We start from the raw sequence: 21909 nt of genomic DNA on the forward strand, positions 1-21909 counted from the left end.
GCGCTCGACGCTGAGCGCACCGTCCACGAACGACGCTGCACGCCCCTGATTGGAGCCTGGATGACCGCGGTACCGACTCGAGGGTCCCTCTCCGAGTTGATCGACGTCGAGGAGTTCTTCGCCGACCCGGAGTTCGCCGTTCCGTCGATCTCGCCGGACGGGACGAGGATCGCCTATCTGGCGCCGAAGTACGGCCGGCGCAACGTGTGGGTGCGCAGGGTCGAGGAGGAGCACGGGGACGCGGTGTGCGTCACGCACGACGCCCGGCGCGGTATCACGACCTACTACTGGACCGACGACCCGCGCTGGCTGCTGTACCTGCAGGACACCGACGGCAACGAGGACTGGCACCTCTACCGCGTGGACCTGGACGCACCGGACGAGCCGGCTGTCGACCTCACACCGATGCCGCCGGGATCGCGCGTGTTCGGCGCCGAGCCGTTGGCGCCGGTGCCCGGGAGCGTGCTGGTCTGGATGAACCGGCGGCCGATGTTCATCGACGTGTTCCGGATCGACGTCGCGACCGGCGAGACGACAGTGCACCTGGAGCAGGCCGATCCGACGGGCAACGTCCTGCTCGACCGGAACGGCGAGGCGGCGTTCCACTCGTTGTTGACCGAGGACGGCGCCTACGAGTTCTCCGCGATCGACCCCGACACCGGACAGCGACGCCTCCTGCGCCGCATCGGCGGCGCGGAGCATCCCATGGGCGTGCAGCCGCAACTGGTGGCGCCCGACGGGAAGGGCATGTTGGTCGGCGCCTACCAGGACTCCGACGACCTGCGACTGGTCCGCATCGACCGGGAGACGGGCGAGGAGACCGTGGTCGCCGCCGTGGAGGGGCACAGCCTGTGCATCCTGGGCACGATGGCCCCTGGCGTGTTGCCGCCCACCGTGTTCACCAGCCGGCGCACCGGGGAGGTCATCGCGGCCCGATTCGTCGGCGACCGGCCCCGGATCGAGGTAGTGGACCCACACTTCGCCGAGGTCTACGCCGAGCTGGAGAAGCTCTCCGACGGCGTGCTGGGCACGCTGTCGTCGGACGAGTCGGAGCAGCGCTGGGTTGCAACGTTCATTCACGACCGCGAACCGGCGGTGACCTGGTTCTACGACCACGGCACGGGTAAGAGCCGGCAGCTGTTCCGCCCGTTCCCGCGCTTGGTTCCGGCCGACTTGGCCCCGATGACGGCTGTCGGCTTCCCTGCCCGTGACGGGCTGCCGCTGCACGCGTTCCTGACGCTGCCGATCGGGATCGAACCACGGGGCCTGCCCCTGGTGCTGCTGGTGCACGGCGGACCGTGGCTCCACGACACGTGGGGCTACAGCCCGCAAGCACAGTTCCTGGCCAACCGCGGCTACGCGGTGCTGCAGGTCAACTTCCGCGGCTCCACCGGCTACGGGCGACGGCATACCACCGCCGCGATCGGCGAGTTCGCCGCGAAGATGCACGACGACCTGATCGACGCCGTCGACTGGGCGGTGGCACAGGGTTACGCCGACCCGGCCCGCATCGGCATCTTCGGCGGCTCCTACGGCGGCTACGCGGCGCTCATCGGCGTCACGGTCACCCCCGACTACTTCGCCGCCGCGGTCGACTACGTGGGCATCTCGAACCTGGCGAACTTCATGCGCACCCTGCCGCCGTTCACCAGGCCTTACAACGCCAACAGCTGGTACCGCTACGTCGGCGACCCCGAGGTCCCTGCCCAGGAGGCCGACATGCTGACCCGTTCACCCATCACGATGGTCGACCGGATCCGCACCCCGCTGCTGGTCGCCCAGGGCGCCAATGACGTCCGCGTGGTCCGCGCCGAGTCCGACAACATCGTCGAGTCCCTGCGAGGCCGCGGCGTCCCGGTCGAGTACATCGTCGCCGAGGACGAGGGCCACGGTTTCGAGAACCCCGAGAACCAGATCCGGTTGTACCGCGCGATCGAGCGGCACTTCGCCCAGTATCTCGGTGGCCGCAGCGGCAACTCAGCAGTGGCTGTCGCCGGGTGTGCCCGCGAGTAGTGCGTGGATCCGCTTCATGACGTCGATCTGCGCGGGGTTGTAGAGCTCTCGAATGGCCGCTCCGGCGGTCTTGGTGATGAACTCCCCGCGTCGGGCATCGATGTCGCGTCTCCCTTCCTCGGCTGCAAGCGGTCACGCCCGGCGGATCTCGAGTGTGCCGTTGCGGCGCAGGTGGAGGCTCGCAGGCATGCCCGTACGGCGTCGAGCCGTCGCAGCAGCGCCCGGGTTTGATATTCTGAGTGTACCAACTCAGAATTATCCGACATCCGAGTCGTACGCCTCAGAACGGCTCACCGGGGGGACTTGATGCGTCGCTCGGATTGGAAATCGGTGCTCGACGCCGCCACTTCCGGCGCGTTGGAGCACCTGGATTCGCTCCCCCATCGGCCGGTCCTGCCGGCGGCGGACCACGCCAGGATCCGGACGGCACTGGATCAACCGCCGGGCACGGCCGGCATCGACCCCACACGGGTCGTCGAGGACCTGGCTCGTGATCTCGGGCCGTACGTCGCCGCGCAGGCCTCCGGACGGTATTTCGGCTTCGTCGCCGGCGGCCTGCACCCGGCGTCGCTCGGGGCCGAGGTGCTGGTCGCGGCCTGGGATCAGAACGCGCCGATGTTCTCGTCGACACCCGGGGTCGTTGTGGCCGAAGAACTCGCCGCGCAGTGGCTCGTCGGCCTCATGAGCCTCCCGGAGACGAGCTCGGTCGGTTTCGTCACCGGCGGCCAGATGGCGACGTTCACCTGCCTGGCCGCCGCCCGCCACGAGGTGCTGCGCGAGGCCGGATGGGACGTCGAGGCAGACGGACTCGCGGGCGCACCACCGATCACCGTGGTGGTCAAGTCCGGCGCACACGCGACCGTGCTGCGTGCGCTGCGGTTCCTCGGCCTCGGCGAACGGTCCATTGTCACCGTCGCCTGCGACGACAACGACAACGTACGCCCCGACGAGCTCGAGCAGGCCCTGCACACGATCCACGGCCCGACGATCGTGGTGGTGGAGTGCGGCAACGTCAACACGGGCGGGTTCGACGACTTCGCCGCCGTGGCCGACCTCACCGACGCACACCGGGCGGCCGGCAATCCGACCTGGGTCCACGTCGACGGGGCGGTGATGCTCCTGGCTGCCGCTTCCCCGGTCATGGCGGACAACGTGGTCGGGCTCGACCGTTTGGACTCCTGGTCGACCGACGGCCACAAGCTGCTGAACGTCGCCTACGACTGCGGCATCGCGATCTGCCGGAACGCCGCCGCCCACCGCGCCGCGATGAGCATCCAGGCCGCGTACCTGGAACAGGGAACCGAGGCTCGCGAACCGCTGGACTGGTCGCCGGAGTTCTCCCGCCGCGCACGGGGGGTCGGGGTCTACGCCACCTTGCGGTCACTCGGCCGCGACGGCGTGGCCGAGCTGGTCGAGCGCACCACGCGGCTGGCCCACCGGTTCGCCGACGCGCTCCGCGAGAGCGGCCGGGCCGCCATCGTCAACGACGTCGTGTCCAACCAGGTCCTCGTGCGCTGGATTGCGCCCGACGGCGACCACGGGCGCCTGGCCGATGAGGTGATGGCCGGCGTACGCGCCGAGGGCAGCGCGTTCTTCAGCGGGACGACGTATCGCGGCCAGCGCCTCATGCGTATCTCGGTGTCGGACTGGGCCACCGACGAGCAGGATGTCGACCAGGCCGTGGAGGCGTTGCTGCGCCATGCGCGCCTCGCGACCGGATGACCGGGATGCGCACCAACGGCACCCCCGACGTCACCGGTTCTGCCAATCACGAACGAAATCGCGCAACGCTTCCAGGTGCGCGGCCAACTCGTGGCCGTCCGAGTCGGCGCGCGCGATCGTCAGTGTGCCCAGGACCGCTGCGGTCATGACGTTCGCCAGCATCGTCGGCTCCGGTGTCGACTCGCCCAGAACGCGAGCCCGCTGCGCGACAGCGAGGAAACCTGCCCTGAGCTGCTCGCGGTAGCGCCGCGTCGCGCGCGCGACCTCGTCATCGACGGGCGTCGACATCGCCGTGGTGGCCATGCATCCGAACCCGCCGTCCGGACCTCGGAGCACCGCCTCCATGCGAGCGAGCGTCTCCAGCACGTCCTCATGGCCTCTGTTGCCGCGCTCCAGTGGCTCGATGACGAACTCCATGCGCCGCAGATATTCCAGCATCACCTCGCGGTAGATCTCGGCTTTCGTGCCGAACGAGTTGTACAAACTCGATGTCGATAGACCTGTCATTGCTGCCATCTGCTGCTGCGTCACGCCATCGAAGCCGAGCCGCCAGAAGAGCGACATCAGGCGGGCAAGGATCTGCGTCCGATCAAAGGACAACGGTCGACCCGAACGTGACACTGTCGACTCTGAGTCCACCGACCGAGTTTAGTCCGGCGTCGGACGCGTACAAACGTGTGCGTCGGTGGCCGACCCGTCGGGCTCAGCGACAGAGCGGTGGCGCCACCTCAGGCCACTACCGGGAATGTACCGGGCCGGAAGGTGCGCCCACCCGGGCGCCGGAGGCAGCGGTTGACGTGCTTCTTGTCTCCGCATCGCCGCGACGAGTCGAGGACCCATCGCCGACGGCGGCAGCTGCACCCCACGTTGGGCGTAGTGGCGCAGCTCCCGGCTGATGAGCTCGCCGATCGGACCTTCGTAGGTCAGCGCGGCGTGCTGGGCAGCATGCAGCGTTGCTGCCATGTCCTCCCCGGTGAGCGGATCCGCAGGGTCGGTTGTCTGCCCGGGAACCGGCGGAGACGCGACGGGCGTCGAGGCGTCGGTGTTCATCGTGTGGTCCTTATCTGTGAATGCCACGAGCGGGCGATACAGCGAAAGGAACACCGGCGAGGCACCTTCGGTTGCAGTTTTCCGGCCGCATGCCGCCTGTCTTACTCGGACGGTGTCAGCAGGAAGCCCTCGTAGCCCGTGGCAGCGACCTCGTCGCAGATCTCCCGGTATCTACCCACGCCGCCGACGTAGGGCATGACGACCCGTGGTTTACCGGGGATGTTGGCGCCGACGTACCAGGAGTTGGCGTGGTTCATCAGGGTCTGCTCGGCCGTCTCGGTGACGTGGGCGACCCACCGCTGTTGGGCGTCGGGGGAGGCCTCGATCGTCTGGCCGTCGATGTGGGTGAGGCAGTCGGTGATCCAGTCGACGTGTTGTTCGATCGAGACGATCATGTTGCTGAGTACGGAGGGGCTGCCGGGGCCGGTGATGGTGATGGTGAACATGTTCGGGAAGCCGGCGACCTGCAGTCCGAGGTAGGTCGTGGGGCAGCTCAACCCCAGTTCCCGCAGGCGGTGCAACTGGTAGAGACCTGCGAGTCCGGCTCCGACGACGACCACGTCGGGCGAGCTGGGCCGGGCCGGTGCTTGTACGCGCAGTGTCACGCAGTGATCGAAGGTCATAAGTCCAGCGTGCGAGCCTGCGGCCAGCCCCAGCGACGAACGAGCGCGCTGGTCGCGATCGCGAATCGAGATACCTTCGAGGGTGTGGAACTGCGACACCTCGGCGCCTTCGTGGCTGTTGCCGACGAGGCGAGCTTCACCCGTGCGGCCTCCCGGCTGCACATCGTGCAGTCGGCCGTCTCGGCCGCCGTGCGGAATCTCGAGAAGGAACTGGCAGCCGTTCTCTTCGAACGCACCCACCACGGTGTGAAGCTCTCGGAGGCCGGGCGCGCGCTGCTGCCCGAGGCCCGCGCAACGCTCGCGGCCGCGGCGGCGGCGCGCGAGGCGGTGGAGCAGGTCTCCGGCGGCCTGCGGGGCACCGTCACGCTGGGGATCCTGCAGGCGATGCGCCTGCTCAGCCTGCCGGACGTGCTCGCGACGTTCCGGTCCCAGTACCCACACGTCACGGTCGAGATCCGGTACGCAGGCGGCTCGCCCGGCAACGCCGAGCGGGTGCGGGACGGCCGGCTCGACCTGGCCTTCGTCTCACTGCCCACGCGACGGGTGCCCGGCCTCACCGTCACACCCCTCACGCGCGAGCCCATCCTGCTGGCTGTGGCGGCCTCGCATCGTCTGAGCACTCGCGAGTCGGTGGATCTCACGGAGCTGCGGGACGAGGTGTTCGTCGACTTCCCACTGGGTTGGGGCGTACGTGATGCGAACGACCAGTCCTTCGCCGCGGCCGGGGTGTCGCGCGAGGTGACCTACGAGATCAACGACGCCGCCACGGTGCTCGACCTCGTCCGGCACGGGCTGGCCACGGGGATGATCATGGCATCCGTTGTTGACGGGGCGCCCGGGATCGTTCTCGTCCCGGTGCGACGGCACGTTCCGTGCTACGAGACATCGGTGGCCGTGCCGGCGGGCCGACGCCTCAGCGCGTCGGCCACGGCCCTGTTGGCCACGATCCGCCGCACCGTCGGCACCGGCGATCCACTCACATCGTGACGATCGACGCCCAGCAGCCGCGGGTCACTTCACGGCGTACCCGGCGTCGACCGGAAGTGCGACGCCGGTGATGTAGCGCCCGTCGTCCGAGGCGAGGAAGAGGACGGCGTTGCTGATGTCGTCGGGATCGAGGTAGGCGACTGGCAGCGCGTTGAGGGACCGGTAGGCGGGACGGACGTCCTCCTCCGTCGGGTTGTCCAGATCAGGCCGGAAGAGCCTGAAGTTGGCCGGGTTGAGCAGCATCGGCGTGCCGACCGTGGTCGGGTTGATCGAGTTCACCCGGATCGAGTGCTCCGCCAGCTCGAGCGCGAGCGTTCGCATCAACCCGGTGAGGCCTGCCTTCGCGGCGCTGTAGGGAGCCATGTTCGGTACCGGCCTGAGTCCGATGGAGGAGCTGGTGATGATGACCGCTCCGCCCCCGCGCGAGATGAGGTGGGGAATCGCGGGACGGACCGTGTGGAACACCCCGGTCAGGTTGGTGTCGATGACCGCCTGCCAGTCCGCCGAGGTCATCTGGGCCACCGGCCCCGCTTTACCGTAAATGCCGGCGTTGGCAACCACGACGTCGAGGCCGCCGAGTTCGCCCACGCCGCGGTCGACGAGGTCGGCCACGGCGTCCCCGTCGCGGACGTCGGCCTCGGTGGCGACGATGCGGCGGTCGAGGTTCTCCACGAGGCGCACCGTCTCGGCCAGGTCGGCTGGGGACGCCGCTGGTGCGCCCTGGGCGCGGACCGGGGCGGCGATGTCGAAGGCGATGATGTCCGCGCCTTCCGCCGCGAGACGCACAGCGTGGTTTCGTCCCTGCCCGCGGGCCGCGCCGGAGATCAGCGCGACCTTGCCCGTCATTCGTTGTGTCATCCTCGCTCAGGCCGCCTCGAAGGCCTGCACCGCCGCGACGAACTGCTCCGGATCGAAGTCCATCGCCTGGTGCCCCTGGCCCCGCATCGGCACGACGTCCGCGCCGGGCACCCGCTCGACAACCGCGTCCACCGCCAGCCGGAAACAGGCCGGGCTCTCCGTGCCGGCGAAGAGCCGCACCGGCACCGAGATCTTGCCCAACCGCTCGTCGGCGACGAACGCCTCGACGCACTCCACTTCACGCGGGATCGTGTGCGCCGCCTCCACCCGCGTCCGCCAGAAGTCCGTTCCGCGCACGTCGTCCACGGCGGACTGAGGCAGCTGGAGCGCCTCGCGCACGAAGATCGTCAGGATCTCCTCCGGGTCGGCGGTGGCCCGCATCCGGGCCACGGTCTCGGGCGGGATCACGAACCCGCCGGGCTCGGGCCGCGGCGGCTCGTAGGCCACCAGCCTGCCGAACGCGCCGGTGATCTGGGCCGCGTGCAGCGCGCAGAGCGCGCCGTAGGAGTGCGCGACGACGAAGACGTCCCCACCGAGGTACTCCGCGACCGCGGCGATGTCCTCGGCCTCCCGCCAGATGTCGTACGCGGGCGCCTCTCGGGTGCTGAGCCCTCGGCCGCGCCGGTCGAGCATGTGGACGCGGTAGTGCCGCGCCAGTTGTTCCTGGACCGGCGCCCACCGGCGCCGATCGGCGGCCGCGCCGTGGACGAGCAGCATCGGCGGCCCGTCGCCGACGGTCTCGAATCCGAGTTCCGTACCGTCCGGCGAAACGACTGTGCTCGGCATGACGCCGATGCTAACGAGATTCCAGCGTTCGCTCGCCTTTCCGCACTGTGATCGTCGCAAGAATGATTGGAAGGCTCATGGCAATGAAAGGAGAAGGCTTTTACCAGATTGGGTGAGGGCTTTTCTTCGTGGCCCGGGCTGACGGTGACCGGTGTGCAATGCGAGAAGTACCTGCACTTCATCACCCGACCGCCGTGCCGAGTAGCTCGGTCTCGCCCGGCGCCCCACCCGAGCCGGGCGGGGCGCCGTCGTGCGGAGGGTGCTCAGCCCGACGACCCCGAGCGCACCCCGGCAGCCGCCGCGACCAGGTTGCGCAACGTGGCGACGACCTCGGGCTCCCCGCGAGTCTTCAGCCCGCAGTCCGGGTTCGCCCAGAGCCGGTCGGGGCCGATCCGATCGAGGGCTGCACGCAGCAGCGCACCGATCTCCGCCTGGTCCGGAACTTCCGGGGAGTGCACGTCGTAGACGCCCGGCCCGAGCCCGCGCGGCACCCCGGCGCCGAGGACGTCGAGCACCTCCATCCGCGATCGGGCCGCCTCGACGGTCGTGACGTCGGCGTCGAGATCGTCGATGGCCCCGACGACGTCGCCGAACTCCGAGTAGCACAGGTGGGTGTGCACCTGGGTGGTATCGGCGACGCCGCCGGTGACCAGGCGGAACGCGTCGGTCGCCCAGGCCGAGTAGGCGGGCTGGGCGGCCGCACGCAGCGGCAGCAGCTCGCGCAGAGCGGGCTCGTCGACCTGGATGATCGGCAAGCCGGCCGCCTCCAGATCGCGGACCTCGTCGCGTAGGGCGAGCCCGACCTGGCGCGCGGTGTCGCTGAGGGGTTGGTCGTCGCGAACGAACGACCAGGCCAGGATCGTGACCGGCCCGGTCAGCATCGCCTTCATCGGGCGGTCGGTCAGGGACTGGGCGTAGGTGCTCCAGCCGACGGTGATCGGCTCGGGCCGGGAGACGTCCGAGTGCAGGATCGGCGGGCGCACGCATCGCGACCCGTAGGACTGCACCCAGCCGTGCTCCGTCGTGGCGAAGCCGTCGAGGTGCTCGGCGAAATACTGAACCATGTCGTTGCGCTCGGGCTCGCCGTGCACCAGGACGTCGAGCCCGATCTCCTCCTGCAGCCGGACCACCCGCTCGATCTCCGCGCGCATCCGGCGTTCGTACTCGGCCGCGTCGATCCGGCCGGCCCGGAACGCCGCACGGTCGCTGCGGATCGTCCTGGTCTGCGGGAAGGAGCCGATCGTGGTGGTCGGGACAGGCGGGAGGGTGAGCGCGGCCTGCTGGACCTTGGCTCGGATGTCGCCGGCCGGGCGGCGGTAGTGATCCGCGCCGAGGGCGTCGAGCCGGGCACGGACCCGGTCGTCGCGATGAGCCGGACGACCGGCGACGGCACGGGCCGCGGCCAGCTCACCTGCGACGTCCTCCTCCCCTGCCATCGCCCGGCCCAGAAGGATCACCTCGGCGACCTTCTCCCGGGCGAAGGCCAGCCGTTGCCGCAGCTCGTCCGGCAGTGCGGTCTCCCGGGCAGCGTCGTAGGGCACGTGCAGCAGCGAGCACGAGGTCGCGATCTCCACCCGGCCCGCGCTAGCCAGCAGTATCGCCGCCGTGCTCAGCGCCGTGTCGGGATCGGTGCGCCACACGTTGCGTCCCTCGACCACACCGGCCAGCACGGTCTTGTCCCGCAGCCCGGTCAGCCGGGCAGCCCCGGCGACATCGTCCGTCCCGGCGACCAGGTCCAGCGCGACGCCGTCGATGGGAGCCGAAGCGAGCACCGGCAGCGCCGGGCCGAGCGCGCCGAAGTAGCCCGCGACCAGCAGCGCAGGCCGCACGGTGAGTCCGCCGAGGTGGGCGTAGGCGCGGTGCAGCGCGTCGAGCTCGGCCGGGGTGCGGTCCGCGGCGAAGGCCGGCTCGTCCAGTTGCACCCACTCCGCCCCGGCCTCGGCCAGCTCTCCGAGCAGTTGCGCGTAGACCGGCAGGAGATCGTCGAGCAGGTCCAGTGGTGCGAACCCGGACACCGTCGACTTGCTGAGCAGCAGGAACGTGACCGGCCCGATCAGCACCGGCCGGGTCACGACGCCGTCGGCCAGGGCCTCGCGGAAGTCGTCGAGCGCGGTCCGCAGCCACGCACGGAACCGGGTGTCCGGGGAGAGCTCCGGCACCAGCGCCGGGACGCCCTCGGCGCCGCGGGCCATCGCGAACATGAGATCAAGCGGGTCACCGGCAGCGAACTCGGCGAACCGGGGCGGCACGGCACCCACGGCGAGCGCGGCGTCGAGCATCTGGTCGTAGAACGAGAACGTGTTGCCCGGCACGGAGCCCAGGCCGGTCATCTCGGCACGGGTGGCCCGGCGCAGTTCCACGGCGGTCGCCCGAAGCTCGTCCGCGGTGGTCTCGCGGCGCCAGTAGCGCTCGACGGCGCGCTTGAGCTCCCGATCCGGCCCGATTCGCGGGTATCCCAGGACGGTGCTGCCCAGGCGGGGGTGTTCTGTCACGGCTCTCTCCTCGCGAGCGGTGGTAGACCCGGAACGCACGCAGGAGCAGGCTCCGCGGGCACACCGGTGCCCGCATCCGCCCGGCCCACCCGCGAGGCCCCGGATCCGCGCACGCCGTCGGCGCACGCACCGGCGGCAGGTCTTCGGACTCGCGGGCGCGGCAGGTTGCCCTGCCGGACCTACTGACCGTCGCTTCCCAGGCTCACACCCAGTGCTTCATGACGGCGGTCGTTCCCGCTCACCGCTGCGGGGCAGTCCCGGACTCGCACCGGGTTCCCTCTTGCCTCACCCCGCCCGGAAGCGGAGTGAACCACCAGCGGCATCAGCCTAGTGATGGGGACACAAACTCGCACCCCACGATCTTGGGTCCGAACACAAACAGCTCTGCGCTCATCCCGGACGCGCAGGCGTGGAGGAGATGGCACTCTCGGGACATGCCGGAACGTGCGGAAGCGGACGTGCCCGCATTGATCGAGCAGCACCTCGACGATGCCGAGTCCGGCTGGAGCATGGGCGCGCCGGGCGCGATCGCCGAGTTCGTGCGGTCGTCGGACGAGCCCGCCCTGCGCACCGCGGGCGCTGTCGCCACGGATCGTGGCGGTATCCGCGTCACCGTTCCGCCGGGGTGCCGCCTCCTCGCGTACGAGACACCTGCGGGTCCCGACGACCACTGGAACCACGCCGTCGCCCTGTGCCTGCCGGTCGCAGAGGCCTACCGCGCCTGCCGCCGGGTGGTCACCGAACTCGGCGCCGACCCCGCGCCGCTGCGGTCCCAGGATGCGGGCGCCGTGCTGTTCGATCTCGGTCTCGGCACGCCGACCGTGGACGCCTGCGTCCGCACGGCCGACCCCGAACTGCTGGAGATCCTGCGCGCCGGCTGCGGTCGGCCGCTGTTCGAGCCCGGCTCGCCGCTCGCGGCCGCGCTGGTCGTGGCGGCGCCGCACCGCGTGTTCGACACCGCACTCGGGAGGGTCGAGGTGTACGCCGTGATCCCGCCACCGAGCGGCCGTTCCCCCGACGGCCCCCACACCCACCTGCTTCCCGCTCTGATGCGGGCCGGACGAACGCACGGCGCGACGGTCCCGGTCCCGGACGGGTGGGTGCCGTGCGCGCACCTCTACCCGCCGCACCCGCTCACCGACCGCAACGGCCTGCCACGGCCGTTCGACCCGGCGCGGCTCGCATCCTTCGAGGAGCTGCTGGCCCGCTACGGCGACCCCGCCCAGGCGCAGATCGCCACGGCGGTGCGGGCCGCCGTCCGGGCCGGTCACGGGCCTGCGGCCGGTCCACACCCCAGCGATCCGCCCGGCCGCGCCGCACTCGCGGTGGCACTGCGCAAACTCGCGCACATCGGCGCTCCCGACGGCGTGCTCACCGGATGGCGTCGGTCCACGCCGGCGCCGACCGACCTCCTCGACCCGGGCGGGGACCGCAACTCCGGATGACACGTGGGCCGTCGAACGTCCCACCGCGCGGTCACCGGGGATGGGCCCCGGGGCGGCCTATCCGACCTGGGCGATGACCTCGGCCATCCGGTCCCGGTGCTCCAGGGTCTCCGTCTCCGGGGCCGTCGGCAGGTGGAGCGTCACAGCTCGGCGCGGACTTCGCCCGGGGCAGCAGCTGACGCGCACGAGCCGGGACCGGGTCGCGGCGGTCGGGAACGGCCCCTGTCGCCGGGCGCGGATGCTGCGGGACCGCACGCTCGAAAAGCGGCGCACCGGTTGTTCACGCTTTTTTCGCCACAATTGACCCGTCGACCGTGTGCCATTCCCCACCACGCGCTGCCGACCTCGCGAAATGCGGTTAGCGTGCGCCGCGTGATCAACGCGTTCTGCCACTCGTGTCGGGCGATCACGTGACTTCAGGTAACGGCCACCGCGGATCACAGGTTCCCCAGTCGCCCTTCTTCGTGACCCCTGAGCAGTTCGAGCGGGTCAGCATGCACATCGGCGGCACCGCCGGGATCTGCTGGATCACGCTGGACCGGCCCGAGCGGCTCAACGCGTTCGACTGGCGCATGCTGGTCGAACTCCGGGCTGCGCTGTGGCAGGCGACGTTCGACGACGAGGTACGGGTGGTCGTCATCACCGGGGCGGGACGTGGATTCTGCGCTGGGCGCGACATCAACGACCTGCGGTGGCAGCGGGGCCTGCCGGGCAACAGCTATCGCTCCTACGTACGGACCAACCACGCCACCTTCGACGACGTCGAGAACATCGAGAAGCCCGTGATCGCGGCGATCAACGGGCCGTGCGCCGGCGGGGGCGTGGAACTCGCCGTGTCGTGCGATTTCCGTATCGCCGCCCAGAACGCGACGTTCGTACTTCCCGAAATCAGGATCGGGGTCATTCCGGCATCGGGGGCGTGTTCACGCATGAGCCGTCTCATCGGTGTCGAACGGCTCAAGGAGATGGTCATGACCGGCCGGGAGTACACGGCCGAGCAGGCCGGGGCGATGGGGCTGGTCTCGCAGGTGGTGCCCGCTGACGCGCTCGTCGCCGAGGCCGAGTCGCTCGCGGTCGACCTCATGAAGGGTGCGCCGAGGGCGATCGGGCTCGCGAAACACGTGATCAACATGTGTGAGGGCACCGACCCCCACACCGGACGCGACGTCGAGCGGCTCGGCCAGTCCTGGCTGGCCCAGAGCGACGACTCCTGGGAGGGCCTGTCGGCGTTCCTGGAGAAGCGAGCGCCCGACTTCCACGGATAGCGCGGAGGAACGAGTGGCCATCCTGACGGACCCGTACCAGCAGGCGCTCCGGGTGGGCGACGTGCCGCGACTGCACGCGACCAACCCGAGAACCCGGGATCGGGTCGCCGTGGTCGAGGGGGAACGCAGCCTCACCTGGAGCGAGCTCGACGATCGCACCACAGGACTGGCCGCCGGGCTGGCGAGCTACGGCCTGCGCAGCGGAGACCCGGTGGCGCTCTACGCGAGCAACCGGATCGAGTACATCGAGCTGATGTACGGGCTGGGCAAGGCGGGATGCCCGATCGTGCCGATCAGCCCACGGTTCGTTCCCGGGGAGCTGGCGCGGGCCGTGCGGGTGACCGGGGCGAAGGCGCTCGTCACCGACGTCCTCGACGCACTCGGCCCGGCAGGAGCCGGCGTACCGTCGGGCGAGCTGGCGGTGGCCCGACTGCGCGACGAACCCGACCTTCTGGTGGACGCGCTCGCCGAGGACGTCCGGCGCTACGAGGACGTCATGGCCGACCCGGCAGGTGCGGCACCGCCCGATGTGGACGAGAGCGCACCGTTCCGGCTCGCACTCACCAGCGGAACGACCGGGTCGCCGAAGATCTGCGTCATCCCCCACCGCGCCACGGTGCAGGGCTGGGCGGATATGAGTGTCGAGTTCGACATCGGCCCCGACGACGTCGAGCTGGTGGTCGGGCCGCTCTTCCACGGCCTCGGGTTCACCTTCGCGCTCCAGCAGCTCTACGTCGGCGGCACCTTGAACGTCCATCGCCGGTTCGACCCGCACCGGACGCTCGAATCGATCAGCCGCGACCGGCCCACCGTGCTCCCCGGCGCACCCGTGATCTTCGACCGGCTCGCCGACGCACTGGAGAAGGCAGACGGCGGCGTCGACACCAGCTCCCTGCGCCTGGTGCTCACCTCCGGCGCGCGGGCCGGCGGCACCCTCAAGCGCCGTCTCGCCAAGGCGTTCCCACAGGCCCGCGTGGGCGAGTTCCTGGCAGGCACCGAGATGGCCTACGTCACCGTCAACATGCAGGACCCGTCCGGGCCGAAGGCGGAGTCCTGCGGCCGCGCGTTCTTCCGGGCCGAGGTGGCCATCCTCGACCCGGACGGCGGGTTCCGGCCGCAGGGCGAGGTAGGGGAGATCGCCAAGCGCGGTCTCTTGAGCGGGCCGGTCTACCTCGGTGACCCGACGCGCACGGAAGAAGCCTTCCGCGACGGCTGGTTCCGCACCGGCGACCTGGGCTACCAGGACGAGGACGGCTACGTGTACATCGTGGGGCGGCTGAAGGACGTGATCGTCAGCGGCGGAATCAACGTCTATCCCGCCGAGATCGAGGAGGCGATCCGCGGGCTCACCGGTGTGCGGGAGGTCGCCGTCGTCGGGGTGCCCGACGACGAGTGGGGCGAGTGCGTCAAGGCCGTCGTGGTGCCCGAGGAGGGTGTGCGCCTCACACCGGAGAACATCGAGCAACGGTGCCGGGCCGAGCTCGCCGGCTACAAGGCGCCCCGCGTGATCGCCTTCGTCGACGCGCTCCCCCGCACTCCCTCCGGGAAGGTGCTGGGCCGCGAGCTCACCGACACTGCCAAAGGGTTCCGGCGTACCGGCCAGGGCTGGCTGGAGATCACCGTCCAACCGGCCTGACGGCCCCGCCGCTACTCTCCACCGGTGGCAGCGTCCGAGCCGTTGGTCGTCCTGGAAGCACTCGCCGGCCATCGCTCCGCCCCGTCGCTCGTCACGCCCGATGCCACCGACTGGCCCGGCGTCGCCGATCCCGAAGTGCTCCGCGCCCAGCTCGTCGACTGGCTCGGGCAGTACGCGAACGCCGGCACCCGCCGGACGTACGCCTACGCGCTCGGCCTGCCCATCGCCTGGGTCGACGCGATCGGCGGCGCACCGACCCGCGAGGCCGGCCGGGGCGCGCCACCTCCGGCACAGGCAGGACCGCTCCACGACCTGGCCTGGTTCCGCTGGTGCGCCCGGCAGACCCTCGACCCCCGCGACGCCACGGCCCGGCACGTCAAGGCCTGGCTCCACGCGCTCGACGCCGCGGGTGCCCAGCGGCGCACCCGGCAGCGGATGCTCTCCACGCTGTCGGCCCTCTATGGACACCTGGCCGAGACGGGCGTCGTCGCGGCGAACCCGGCAGCGCTCAACCGCGCCCGGCTGGGGCTCTCGTCGACCGCCCGGGACGCCTCCCCGACCGTGCGGCTCACGGCCGAGCAGCTCAAGGCACTGCTCGTGGCAGCGGCCCGCCTCCCGTACTCGCGCAGCCCGCGGCTCGCTCGTCTCTACGCCCTGCGGGCCGTGGCCATGGTGGCGCTGCTGACGCTCGGACTCCGGATCTCCGAGGTGGTCGGGCTCGACCGAGGTGATCTCTACCGCAGCGGCGGAGATGACGTGCTGCGCGTGCTCGGCAAGGGCGGCCTGCACCGGGAGGTCTACGTCACCGACCTCGTACGCGACGCGCTGACGGCATACCTGACCGAGCGCGACCGCGTCCGCGACGCCGCCGTGCCCGCCCGGCGGGGCCGCACCGGAGCCGGTGACGCACCGATGCTCGCAACGCGTGAGGAAGGCCGCTGCTCGCGCGTCGACCTCTACACGCTGCTGCGCCGCATCGCGGCCCAGGCCGGCCCGGCGCTCGACGGTGTCGCCGACCGCGTGCACCCGCACGCGCTGCGGCACGCCTACGTGACGATCGCGCTGGAGCAGGACGCCCGCATCCAGCACGTCCAGGCCGATGTCGGGCACGCCACGATCGCCACCACCCAGCACTACGACCGCGGCAGACGCACCCGGGCGAGCACGGCGGCCGATCTGGTGGCCGCCGCGATCGCGGCAGCGCCCGCGCCCTCCTCCTGAGGCGCGGCCCGGGCGGCGGCGGTCAGCTCTCCGGGAGCAGGCGCGTCGCCATCGCGTCGATCAGGGCGTCGAGACGGTAGGGCGTGAGAAGGTCGGGGACGGTGAGGTCGTCGACGATCAGTCCGAGCATGGCCAGGTAGAGCAGCACCACTCCGGTGCGGTCGCCGGGCAGGCCGTTACCGAGGTGGAAGCCGATGTTCGCGTCGAGCTCGGCGATCGAGAAATGGGTCAGCTCCTCCTGCAGTTCGGGGCGTCGTGTGGCTTCGAGGCGCAGTTCCATCATGGCCAGGTGGGTGTTGCGTTCCCGGCGCATGCGCTCCACGAGCTGGCACAACAACGTCTTGACGAGCTCTCGCGACGGCGCGGTCTTCATGGTGTCCGCCAGCTCCGACGGGTCGGGAGTCAAGCGCTCCCGCGTGCGGCTCAGTACCTGACCGAGCAGCTCGGCGCGGTTGGCGAAGTAGTTGGAGGCCGTCCCGGTGGGGACACCGGCCTCTTTGTCGACGGCCCGCAAGGTCAGCCCGCGCGACCCTTCGCGGGCCAGGACCTCGATCGAGGCATCGAGCAGGGCAACCCGGCGAGCGGGGTTCTGGCGCATGAGGGTCTCCAGGACGGCGATTTGACACCACTTCAGGTGCAGTACTAACTTCGAACCACTTCAAACAGAGTACATCGCTCGTAGTGATTCAAAGGGGAACCTTGCGCCAGCTCGTGTACTGCATCGCGTCCACCATCGACGGATTCATCGCCGGACCGGACGGGAGCGACCCCACCGGCCCCGGCGGCTTCTGGCCGGTCGCCCAGGACTACATCCAGCACCTCGCCACCGAACTCCCGGAGATCCTCCCCGGGCCGGCGCGCACGGCGCTGTCGATCACCGCCGAGGGCACGCATTTCGACACCGTCCTCGAAGGGCGCCGGACCTACGAGATCGGGCTGAAGGCCGGGATCACCGACGCGTACCCACACCTGCGCCACCTGGTGTTCTCCCGGACGCTCGCCGCGAGTCCCGACCCGAACGTCGAGGTGGTCGCCACCGATCCGGTCGCGAAGGTGCGGGAACTCAAGCAGGAGAACGGTAAGGACATCTGGTTGATCGGCGGGAGCGAGCTCGCCGGGGTGCTGTACGCGGAGATCGACCGGTTGATCATCAAGCTGGGGCCGCTGACCATCGGAACGGGGATCCCGCTCTTCTCGCGGGACACGGCATTCGACCCCCGTCGCTGGCAGCTCGCCGGCCACACAGTCGTGGCGAGCGGATCCGCCTTCCTCACCTACATCAGCACACCGTCGGCGTAGAACCGCACCGCGACCCTCTATCGGTCGTTGCTTATATAAGTGGGTGCTGTTACCTTTCCGGTGTGCACGCGTTCGACGTCCTCGGCGACCCGGTTCGCCGTCGGATCCTGGAGCTGCTCGCCGGGGGTGAGATGACCTCCGGAGCGGTGTGCGCCGCGATCCAGGAGGAGTTCGGAATCTCGCAGCCCGCCGTCTCACAGCACCTGCGGGTGCTACGAGACAACGGGTTCGCCTCGGTCCGTCCCGAGGGGACACGCAGGCTCTACCGTGTGCGGCCCGAGCCGCTGCGTGACGTCGACAACTGGCTCGACCACTTCCGGCGCTTCTGGACTCCCCACCTGGACGCGCTCGCCACCGAACTGGCCCGCGGACGGCGCGAGCGCCGCATCCGCGAGGCCGACGAGAGGACCGACCCATGATCGATGTCACCCACCAGATCAACGCCGTGACGCGCACGGTCGGCACGCGCACGCTCGAGGCGGGCGAGGCCCGCGTCGTCGCCATCAGCCAGACCTACAACGCCGACCTGGACGATCTCTGGGACGCCTGCACCAACGCCGAGCGCATCCCCCGCTGGTTCCTACCGGTGACCGGAGACCTGCGCCTGGGCGGGCACTACCAGTTGCAAGGCAACGCAGGCGGCACCGTGGAGCGCTGCGATCCCCCACACGGTTTCGCGGCCACCTGGGAGTTCGCCGGCGAAGTGAGCTGGATCGAAGTCAGGCTCACCGAGGTGTCCGACGGCCGCACCCGGTTCGAGCTCGAACACATCGCCCACGTCGACGACGAGCGCTGGGCCGAGTTCGGACCGGGCGCGGTCGGCATCGGCTGGGACGGGGCCGTCATGGGGCTCGCGCTGCACCTGGCGTCTGGCGAGCAGGTCGACGCTGCGGAGTTCGAGGCCTGGTCCGCCACCGACGAGGGCAGGCGGTTCTTCACATCCACCAGCGACGCCTGGTGCGCGGCGAGCACGGCAGCGGGCACCGACGCCGCAGCTGCCCGCGCCGCCGCCGACCGCGCCACGGCGTTCTACACCGGGGTGCCCGACCAGGCTTGATCCGCTGTCCCGGGCGCGACGCACGCCCCGCATGCGCGAACCCGACAGAGAGGACCACTGATGATCGACGTCACCCGGCAGATCAACGCCGTGGATCGCACGGTCAGCGCGCGAATGCTCGACAAGGGCGAGGGCCGCGCCGTCACCATCAGCCAGACCTACGCCACCGACCTCGACGACCTGTGGGACGCCTGCACTAACGCGGAGCGCCTGCCGCGGTGGTTCCTCCCGGTGTCCGGCGAGCTGCGTCTGGGCGGGCGCTACCAGCTGGAGGGCAACGCCGGCGGCACCGTCGAGCGCTGCGACCCACCCCACGGGTTCTCCGCCACCTGGGAGTACGAGGGGTCCGTGAGCTGGATCGAGGTCCGGCTCACGGCGGTGTCCGAGACATCCACGCGGTTCGCGCTCGAGCACGTCTTCTACATCGGCAACGACCACTGGACCGAGTTCGGCCCTGGCGCCGCCGGTATCGGCTGGGACATGTCGTTCCTGGGGCTCTTCCTGTACCTCTCGTCGGGCGGCATCGCCGACCCCGCGCAGGTCGAGGCCTGGTTCGCCACGGACGACGGCAGACGGTTCCTGATGTCGGCCGCCGACGCCTGGTGCGCGGCCGACATCGCAGGTGGCGCCGACGCCGATGTGGCCAGAGGGATGGCCGACCGCTCGGGCGCCGCCTACACCGCGGTGCCCGAGCAGGCCTGAGGCTCCACGCAGGGCGCGTGCACGAGCGGCGCGCCCGAGTTATCGGCCGAGCGGGCCCTTCGTACGCGGCTCGTTCACTCCGGGCGCGCCGGCCGCCGGGCCGGAACGCAGCAGTCGACCGCGCACGGGGCCCCGTTGACCGTGCACCCACCCCCTGGCACCTCGCCCAGGTGCCGCGGAGCGGCCTCGTGCAGACGCTCGGCCATCAGCTCCACCACCATGTCGGCGAACCGTGGGTCCGGCCCGGCCGTCGCCGCGCGGGCGAACGCCATACCCAGCTCGGTGGCGCGTTCCTTCGCCTCCGTGTCCAGGTCCCACACCACCTCGACGTGGTCGGACACGAACCCGACCGGGGACACGATCACCGCAGGCACGCCACGAGCGTGCAACGCCTCGATGTGGTCGACGATGTCCGGCTCCAACCACGGCACCTGCGGCGGTCCGGACCGCGACTGCCACACCACGTCGAACTCCTCCACCCCCAACTCCGCCGCGACCAACCGGGCGGCCTCACCGACCTGCCGCGAGTACCGGTGCCCGCCCTCCTCCGGCGGCCCCGCCGCGACGTCGGCGGCGACCGGCACGGAGTGGGCGGTGAAGACGAGCCGAGCGTCCTCACGGACGTCGGCGGGCAGGGTCGCGGCCGCCGCACGCACGGCGTCGGCGTTGGCGGCGATGAAGTCGGGGTGGTCGAAGAAGTGCCGCAGCTTCACCATGTCCGGCGCCCCCTCCCCCACCGCCTTACGTGCCCGCTCGATGTCCTCCTGGTACTGCCGGCACGCCGAGTACCCGCCGTAGGCGCTGGTGGCGAACACGAGCGCGCGACGAACCCCCGCACGCGCCATCTCGGCGACCGTGTCCTCGACCAGCGGATGCCAGTTGCGGTTGCCGAAGTAGACTGGCAGGTCCGTACGCTGCCGGAGCGCCGCGATGATCTCGCGGTTGCGAGCGTTGAGCGGACTCACGCCCCCGAAGTGCCGGTAGTGCTCCTCGACGGCGTCGAGCCGCTCGGGCGGGACACCACGGCCACGCACCACGTTCTCCAGGAAAGGCCGCACCTCGTCGAGGCCCTCAGGCCCGCCGAAGCTCAGGACCAGCAGCGCGTCCGCTTGTTCTCGCACGACCCGATTAGACACCGATGGCGTGGAACCCGCCGTCCGCCCACACCATCGACCCGGTGGTGACCGGCAGCCAGTCCGACAGCACGGCGCAGACGGTCTTCGCGACGGGGACCGGGTCGTTGACGTCCCAGCCCAGCGGCGCACGACCGTCCCAGGCGTCCTCGAACGCGGAGAAGCCGGGGATGGACTTCGCGGCCATGGTGCGCACCGGCCCGGCGGCCACGAGGTTGACGCGGATGCCCTTCGGCCCGAGGTCACGCGCCAGGTACCGGGTTACCGACTCGAGGGTGGACTTGGCCACGCCCATCCAGTCGTAGGCGGGCCACGCCTGCCGGTTGTCGAAGTCCATTCCGACGATCGAACTGCCCGGCCCCAGCAGCGGCAGCAGAGCGGTGGACAGCGACTTGAACGAGTAGGCGCTCACCTGGATCGTCGAGGCCACGTCCTCCCAGGGCGCGTTCATGAACGCGCCCTCCCCCAGGCACGAGGCCGGCGCGAAGCCGATGGAGTGGAGCACGCCGTCGAGCTTCGGACCGTCCACTTCGGACGACTCACCGAGGTACGGCGACACCCGCTCGACAAGGCTGTCGAGCTGGGACTGGTCCGACACGTCGAGCTCGACCACCGGCGCAGGCTTCGGCAGCCGCTGCGCGATCCGCTCCACCAACCGCATCCGTCCGAAGCCGGTGAGCACAACTTCTGCGCCTTGTTCCTGGGCGATCTTCGCGGCGTGGAACGCCAGCGACGCATCGGTGATCACGCCGGTGATCAGCAGGCGCTTGCCCTCGAGCAGTCCCATGGCAGCCTTTCCGTGTTCAGGGAGCGGGTGGGCTAGTGGCCCATTCCGAGGCCGCCGTCGACCGGGATCACAGCGCCGGTGATGTATCCGGCGTTCTCCGAGCCCAGCCACGTGACGGTGGCGGCCACCTCGTCAGTGCTGGCGTAGCGCCCGAGGGGAATCTGGCCGAGGATCTCCGCGCGCCGCGCGTCGGACAGGGCGCGGGTCATGTCGGTGTCGACGAACCCCGGCGCCACCACGTTGGCCGTGATGCCGCGCGAACCGAGCTCACGTGCGACGGAGCGGGCCAGCCCGACGAGACCGGCCTTGGACGCGGCGTAGTTGACCTGCCCGGCGCCTCCGGAGAGGCCGACGACGCTGGAGACGAAGACCATGCGGCCGCTCTTCGCCTTGAGCATGCCGCGGGAGGCGCGCTTGGCGACGCGGTAGGCGGCGGTGAGGTTGGCGTCGACGACCCGCGTGAACGACTCCTCGCTCATCCGCATGAGCAGCCCGTCGTCGGTGATCCCGGCGTTCGAGACGAGCACCTGCACGGGGCCGTGCTTGTCCTCGATCTCGGTGAACGCCGCGTCCACCGCAGCCGCGTCGGTGACGTCGCACTGAACGGGGAGCAGTTCCCCCGGCAACCCCTCGACGGGGCTGCGGTGCGTCACCGCCACCTGGTCGCCCTGCGCCGCGAACGCCTTCGCGATCGCGAGTCCGATACCGCGGTTGCCTCCGGTCACCAGCACGCTGCGTCCCACGGATGGTCACCCTATGGGCAGAGCCCCGACCCGCGGAAACCGGGCGACTCGCGTCGCAGACCGGGCGGCCGGCGGGGGGTTCCGCGAGCC

At 70.6% G+C, this 21909-nt stretch carries 21 protein-coding genes and 1 riboswitch; of the genes, 11 read left to right on the forward strand and 10 right to left on the reverse strand.

What is annotated here, in order from left to right; all coding sequences use genetic code 11:
• The first annotated feature begins 60 nt into the window (after positions 1–60).
• On the forward strand, positions 61–2013 hold the full coding sequence (locus tag ACQPZQ_RS24670) for an alpha/beta fold hydrolase (protein WP_433284428.1): 1953 nt from the start codon (positions 61–63) through the stop codon (positions 2011–2013).
• 306 nt (positions 2014–2319) lie between these two features.
• Complete coding sequence (locus ACQPZQ_RS24675; protein WP_433284430.1) at positions 2320–3735, forward strand: pyridoxal phosphate-dependent decarboxylase family protein; 1416 nt, start codon at positions 2320–2322, stop codon at positions 3733–3735.
• A 30-nt stretch (positions 3736–3765) separates the two neighbouring features.
• Here the strand turns inward: ACQPZQ_RS24675 and ACQPZQ_RS24680 are convergent, their stop codons facing one another.
• The 3 genes from ACQPZQ_RS24680 to ACQPZQ_RS24690 all read right to left on the reverse strand — a co-directional run bounded on the left by ACQPZQ_RS24680 (position 3766) and on the right by ACQPZQ_RS24690 (position 5408).
• Positions 3766–4335 (reverse strand): TetR/AcrR family transcriptional regulator, encoded by a 570-nt coding sequence (locus tag ACQPZQ_RS24680; RefSeq protein WP_433284432.1) that lies wholly within the window; start codon positions 4333–4335, stop codon positions 3766–3768.
• Between the two features lie 48 nt (positions 4336–4383).
• On the reverse strand, positions 4384–4812 hold the full coding sequence (locus ACQPZQ_RS24685) for a hypothetical protein (RefSeq protein ID WP_433284433.1): 429 nt from the start codon (positions 4810–4812) through the stop codon (positions 4384–4386).
• Between the two features lie 74 nt (positions 4813–4886).
• Positions 4887–5408 (reverse strand): hypothetical protein, encoded by a 522-nt coding sequence (locus ACQPZQ_RS24690; RefSeq protein WP_433284435.1) that lies wholly within the window; start codon positions 5406–5408, stop codon positions 4887–4889.
• 84 nt (positions 5409–5492) lie between these two features.
• Between ACQPZQ_RS24690 and ACQPZQ_RS24695 the strand changes: the two genes are divergently transcribed.
• Positions 5493–6395, forward strand: coding sequence for a LysR family transcriptional regulator (locus ACQPZQ_RS24695; protein ID WP_433284436.1), 903 nt, complete (start codon positions 5493–5495; stop codon positions 6393–6395).
• A 24-nt stretch (positions 6396–6419) separates the two neighbouring features.
• On the opposite strand, the gene ACQPZQ_RS24700 is transcribed toward ACQPZQ_RS24695, so the two are convergent.
• The 3 genes from ACQPZQ_RS24700 to metE all read right to left on the reverse strand — a co-directional run bounded on the left by ACQPZQ_RS24700 (position 6420) and on the right by metE (position 10531).
• A complete protein-coding gene (locus ACQPZQ_RS24700) occupies positions 6420–7241 on the reverse strand; it encodes a mycofactocin-coupled SDR family oxidoreductase (protein ID WP_433284438.1) in 822 nt (273 codons plus the stop codon).
• An 18-nt stretch (positions 7242–7259) separates the two neighbouring features.
• Positions 7260–8039 (reverse strand): alpha/beta fold hydrolase, encoded by a 780-nt coding sequence (locus ACQPZQ_RS24705; protein ID WP_433284440.1) that lies wholly within the window; start codon positions 8037–8039, stop codon positions 7260–7262.
• Positions 8040–8302: 263 nt separating this feature from the next.
• The gene (metE, locus tag ACQPZQ_RS24710) at positions 8303–10531 is read right to left on the reverse strand and encodes a 5-methyltetrahydropteroyltriglutamate--homocysteine S-methyltransferase (protein ID WP_433284442.1); all 2229 of its coding nucleotides are present in this window, start codon (positions 10529–10531) and stop codon (positions 8303–8305) included.
• 117 nt (positions 10532–10648) lie between these two features.
• Positions 10649–10861: riboswitch (cobalamin riboswitch) on the reverse strand.
• A gap of 104 nt (positions 10862–10965) precedes the next feature.
• Between metE and ACQPZQ_RS24715 the strand changes: the two genes are divergently transcribed.
• The 4 genes from ACQPZQ_RS24715 (at position 10966) to ACQPZQ_RS24730 (ending at position 16098) form a co-directional block, all read left to right on the forward strand.
• Positions 10966–11976 carry a DUF6925 family protein gene (locus ACQPZQ_RS24715; RefSeq protein ID WP_433284444.1) on the forward strand — a complete coding sequence of 337 codons (1011 nt, stop codon included), beginning with the start codon at positions 10966–10968 and terminating at the stop codon, positions 11974–11976.
• 464 nt (positions 11977–12440) lie between these two features.
• Complete coding sequence (locus ACQPZQ_RS24720; protein ID WP_433284446.1) at positions 12441–13241, forward strand: enoyl-CoA hydratase/isomerase family protein; 801 nt, start codon at positions 12441–12443, stop codon at positions 13239–13241.
• A 13-nt stretch (positions 13242–13254) separates the two neighbouring features.
• Positions 13255–14877 carry a class I adenylate-forming enzyme family protein gene (locus ACQPZQ_RS24725; RefSeq protein WP_433284448.1) on the forward strand — a complete coding sequence of 541 codons (1623 nt, stop codon included), beginning with the start codon at positions 13255–13257 and terminating at the stop codon, positions 14875–14877.
• A gap of 24 nt (positions 14878–14901) precedes the next feature.
• Positions 14902–16098 carry a tyrosine-type recombinase/integrase gene (locus ACQPZQ_RS24730; RefSeq protein ID WP_433284450.1) on the forward strand — a complete coding sequence of 399 codons (1197 nt, stop codon included), beginning with the start codon at positions 14902–14904 and terminating at the stop codon, positions 16096–16098.
• 22 nt (positions 16099–16120) lie between these two features.
• Here the strand turns inward: ACQPZQ_RS24730 and ACQPZQ_RS24735 are convergent, their stop codons facing one another.
• Positions 16121–16696 carry a TetR/AcrR family transcriptional regulator gene (locus ACQPZQ_RS24735; RefSeq protein WP_433284452.1) on the reverse strand — a complete coding sequence of 192 codons (576 nt, stop codon included), beginning with the start codon at positions 16694–16696 and terminating at the stop codon, positions 16121–16123.
• A gap of 101 nt (positions 16697–16797) precedes the next feature.
• Here ACQPZQ_RS24735 and ACQPZQ_RS24740 point away from each other — a divergent pair, with 101 nt between their 5' ends.
• The 4 genes from ACQPZQ_RS24740 (at position 16798) to ACQPZQ_RS24755 (ending at position 19156) form a co-directional block, all read left to right on the forward strand.
• Positions 16798–17397, forward strand: coding sequence for a dihydrofolate reductase family protein (locus tag ACQPZQ_RS24740; protein ID WP_433284454.1), 600 nt, complete (start codon positions 16798–16800; stop codon positions 17395–17397).
• Positions 17398–17459: 62 nt separating this feature from the next.
• The gene (locus ACQPZQ_RS24745; protein ID WP_241038179.1) at positions 17460–17816 is read left to right on the forward strand and encodes an ArsR/SmtB family transcription factor; all 357 of its coding nucleotides are present in this window, start codon (positions 17460–17462) and stop codon (positions 17814–17816) included.
• Complete coding sequence (locus ACQPZQ_RS24750; RefSeq protein ID WP_433284456.1) at positions 17813–18454, forward strand: SRPBCC family protein; 642 nt, start codon at positions 17813–17815, stop codon at positions 18452–18454. The genes ACQPZQ_RS24745 and ACQPZQ_RS24750 overlap by 4 nt, the downstream gene beginning before the upstream one ends.
• A 60-nt stretch (positions 18455–18514) precedes the next feature.
• Complete coding sequence (locus ACQPZQ_RS24755; RefSeq protein ID WP_433284458.1) at positions 18515–19156, forward strand: SRPBCC family protein; 642 nt, start codon at positions 18515–18517, stop codon at positions 19154–19156.
• 74 nt (positions 19157–19230) lie between these two features.
• Here the strand turns inward: ACQPZQ_RS24755 and ACQPZQ_RS24760 are convergent, their stop codons facing one another.
• The 3 genes from ACQPZQ_RS24760 to fabG are packed head-to-tail and all read right to left on the reverse strand — an operon-like array spanning position 19231 to position 21819.
• The gene (locus ACQPZQ_RS24760; protein WP_433284460.1) at positions 19231–20277 is read right to left on the reverse strand and encodes a ferrochelatase; all 1047 of its coding nucleotides are present in this window, start codon (positions 20275–20277) and stop codon (positions 19231–19233) included.
• Positions 20278–20284: 7 nt separating this feature from the next.
• A complete protein-coding gene (fabI, locus tag ACQPZQ_RS24765; RefSeq protein WP_433284461.1) occupies positions 20285–21076 on the reverse strand; it encodes an enoyl-ACP reductase FabI in 792 nt (263 codons plus the stop codon).
• 32 nt (positions 21077–21108) lie between these two features.
• The gene (gene fabG / locus ACQPZQ_RS24770) at positions 21109–21819 is read right to left on the reverse strand and encodes a 3-oxoacyl-ACP reductase FabG (protein ID WP_433284463.1); all 711 of its coding nucleotides are present in this window, start codon (positions 21817–21819) and stop codon (positions 21109–21111) included.
• Positions 21820–21909 lie beyond the last annotated feature (90 nt).

It is taken from the genome of Pseudonocardia sp. CA-142604 (genome assembly GCF_050948475.1).
Classification (GTDB): domain Bacteria; phylum Actinomycetota; class Actinomycetes; order Mycobacteriales; family Pseudonocardiaceae; genus Pseudonocardia; species Pseudonocardia alaniniphila.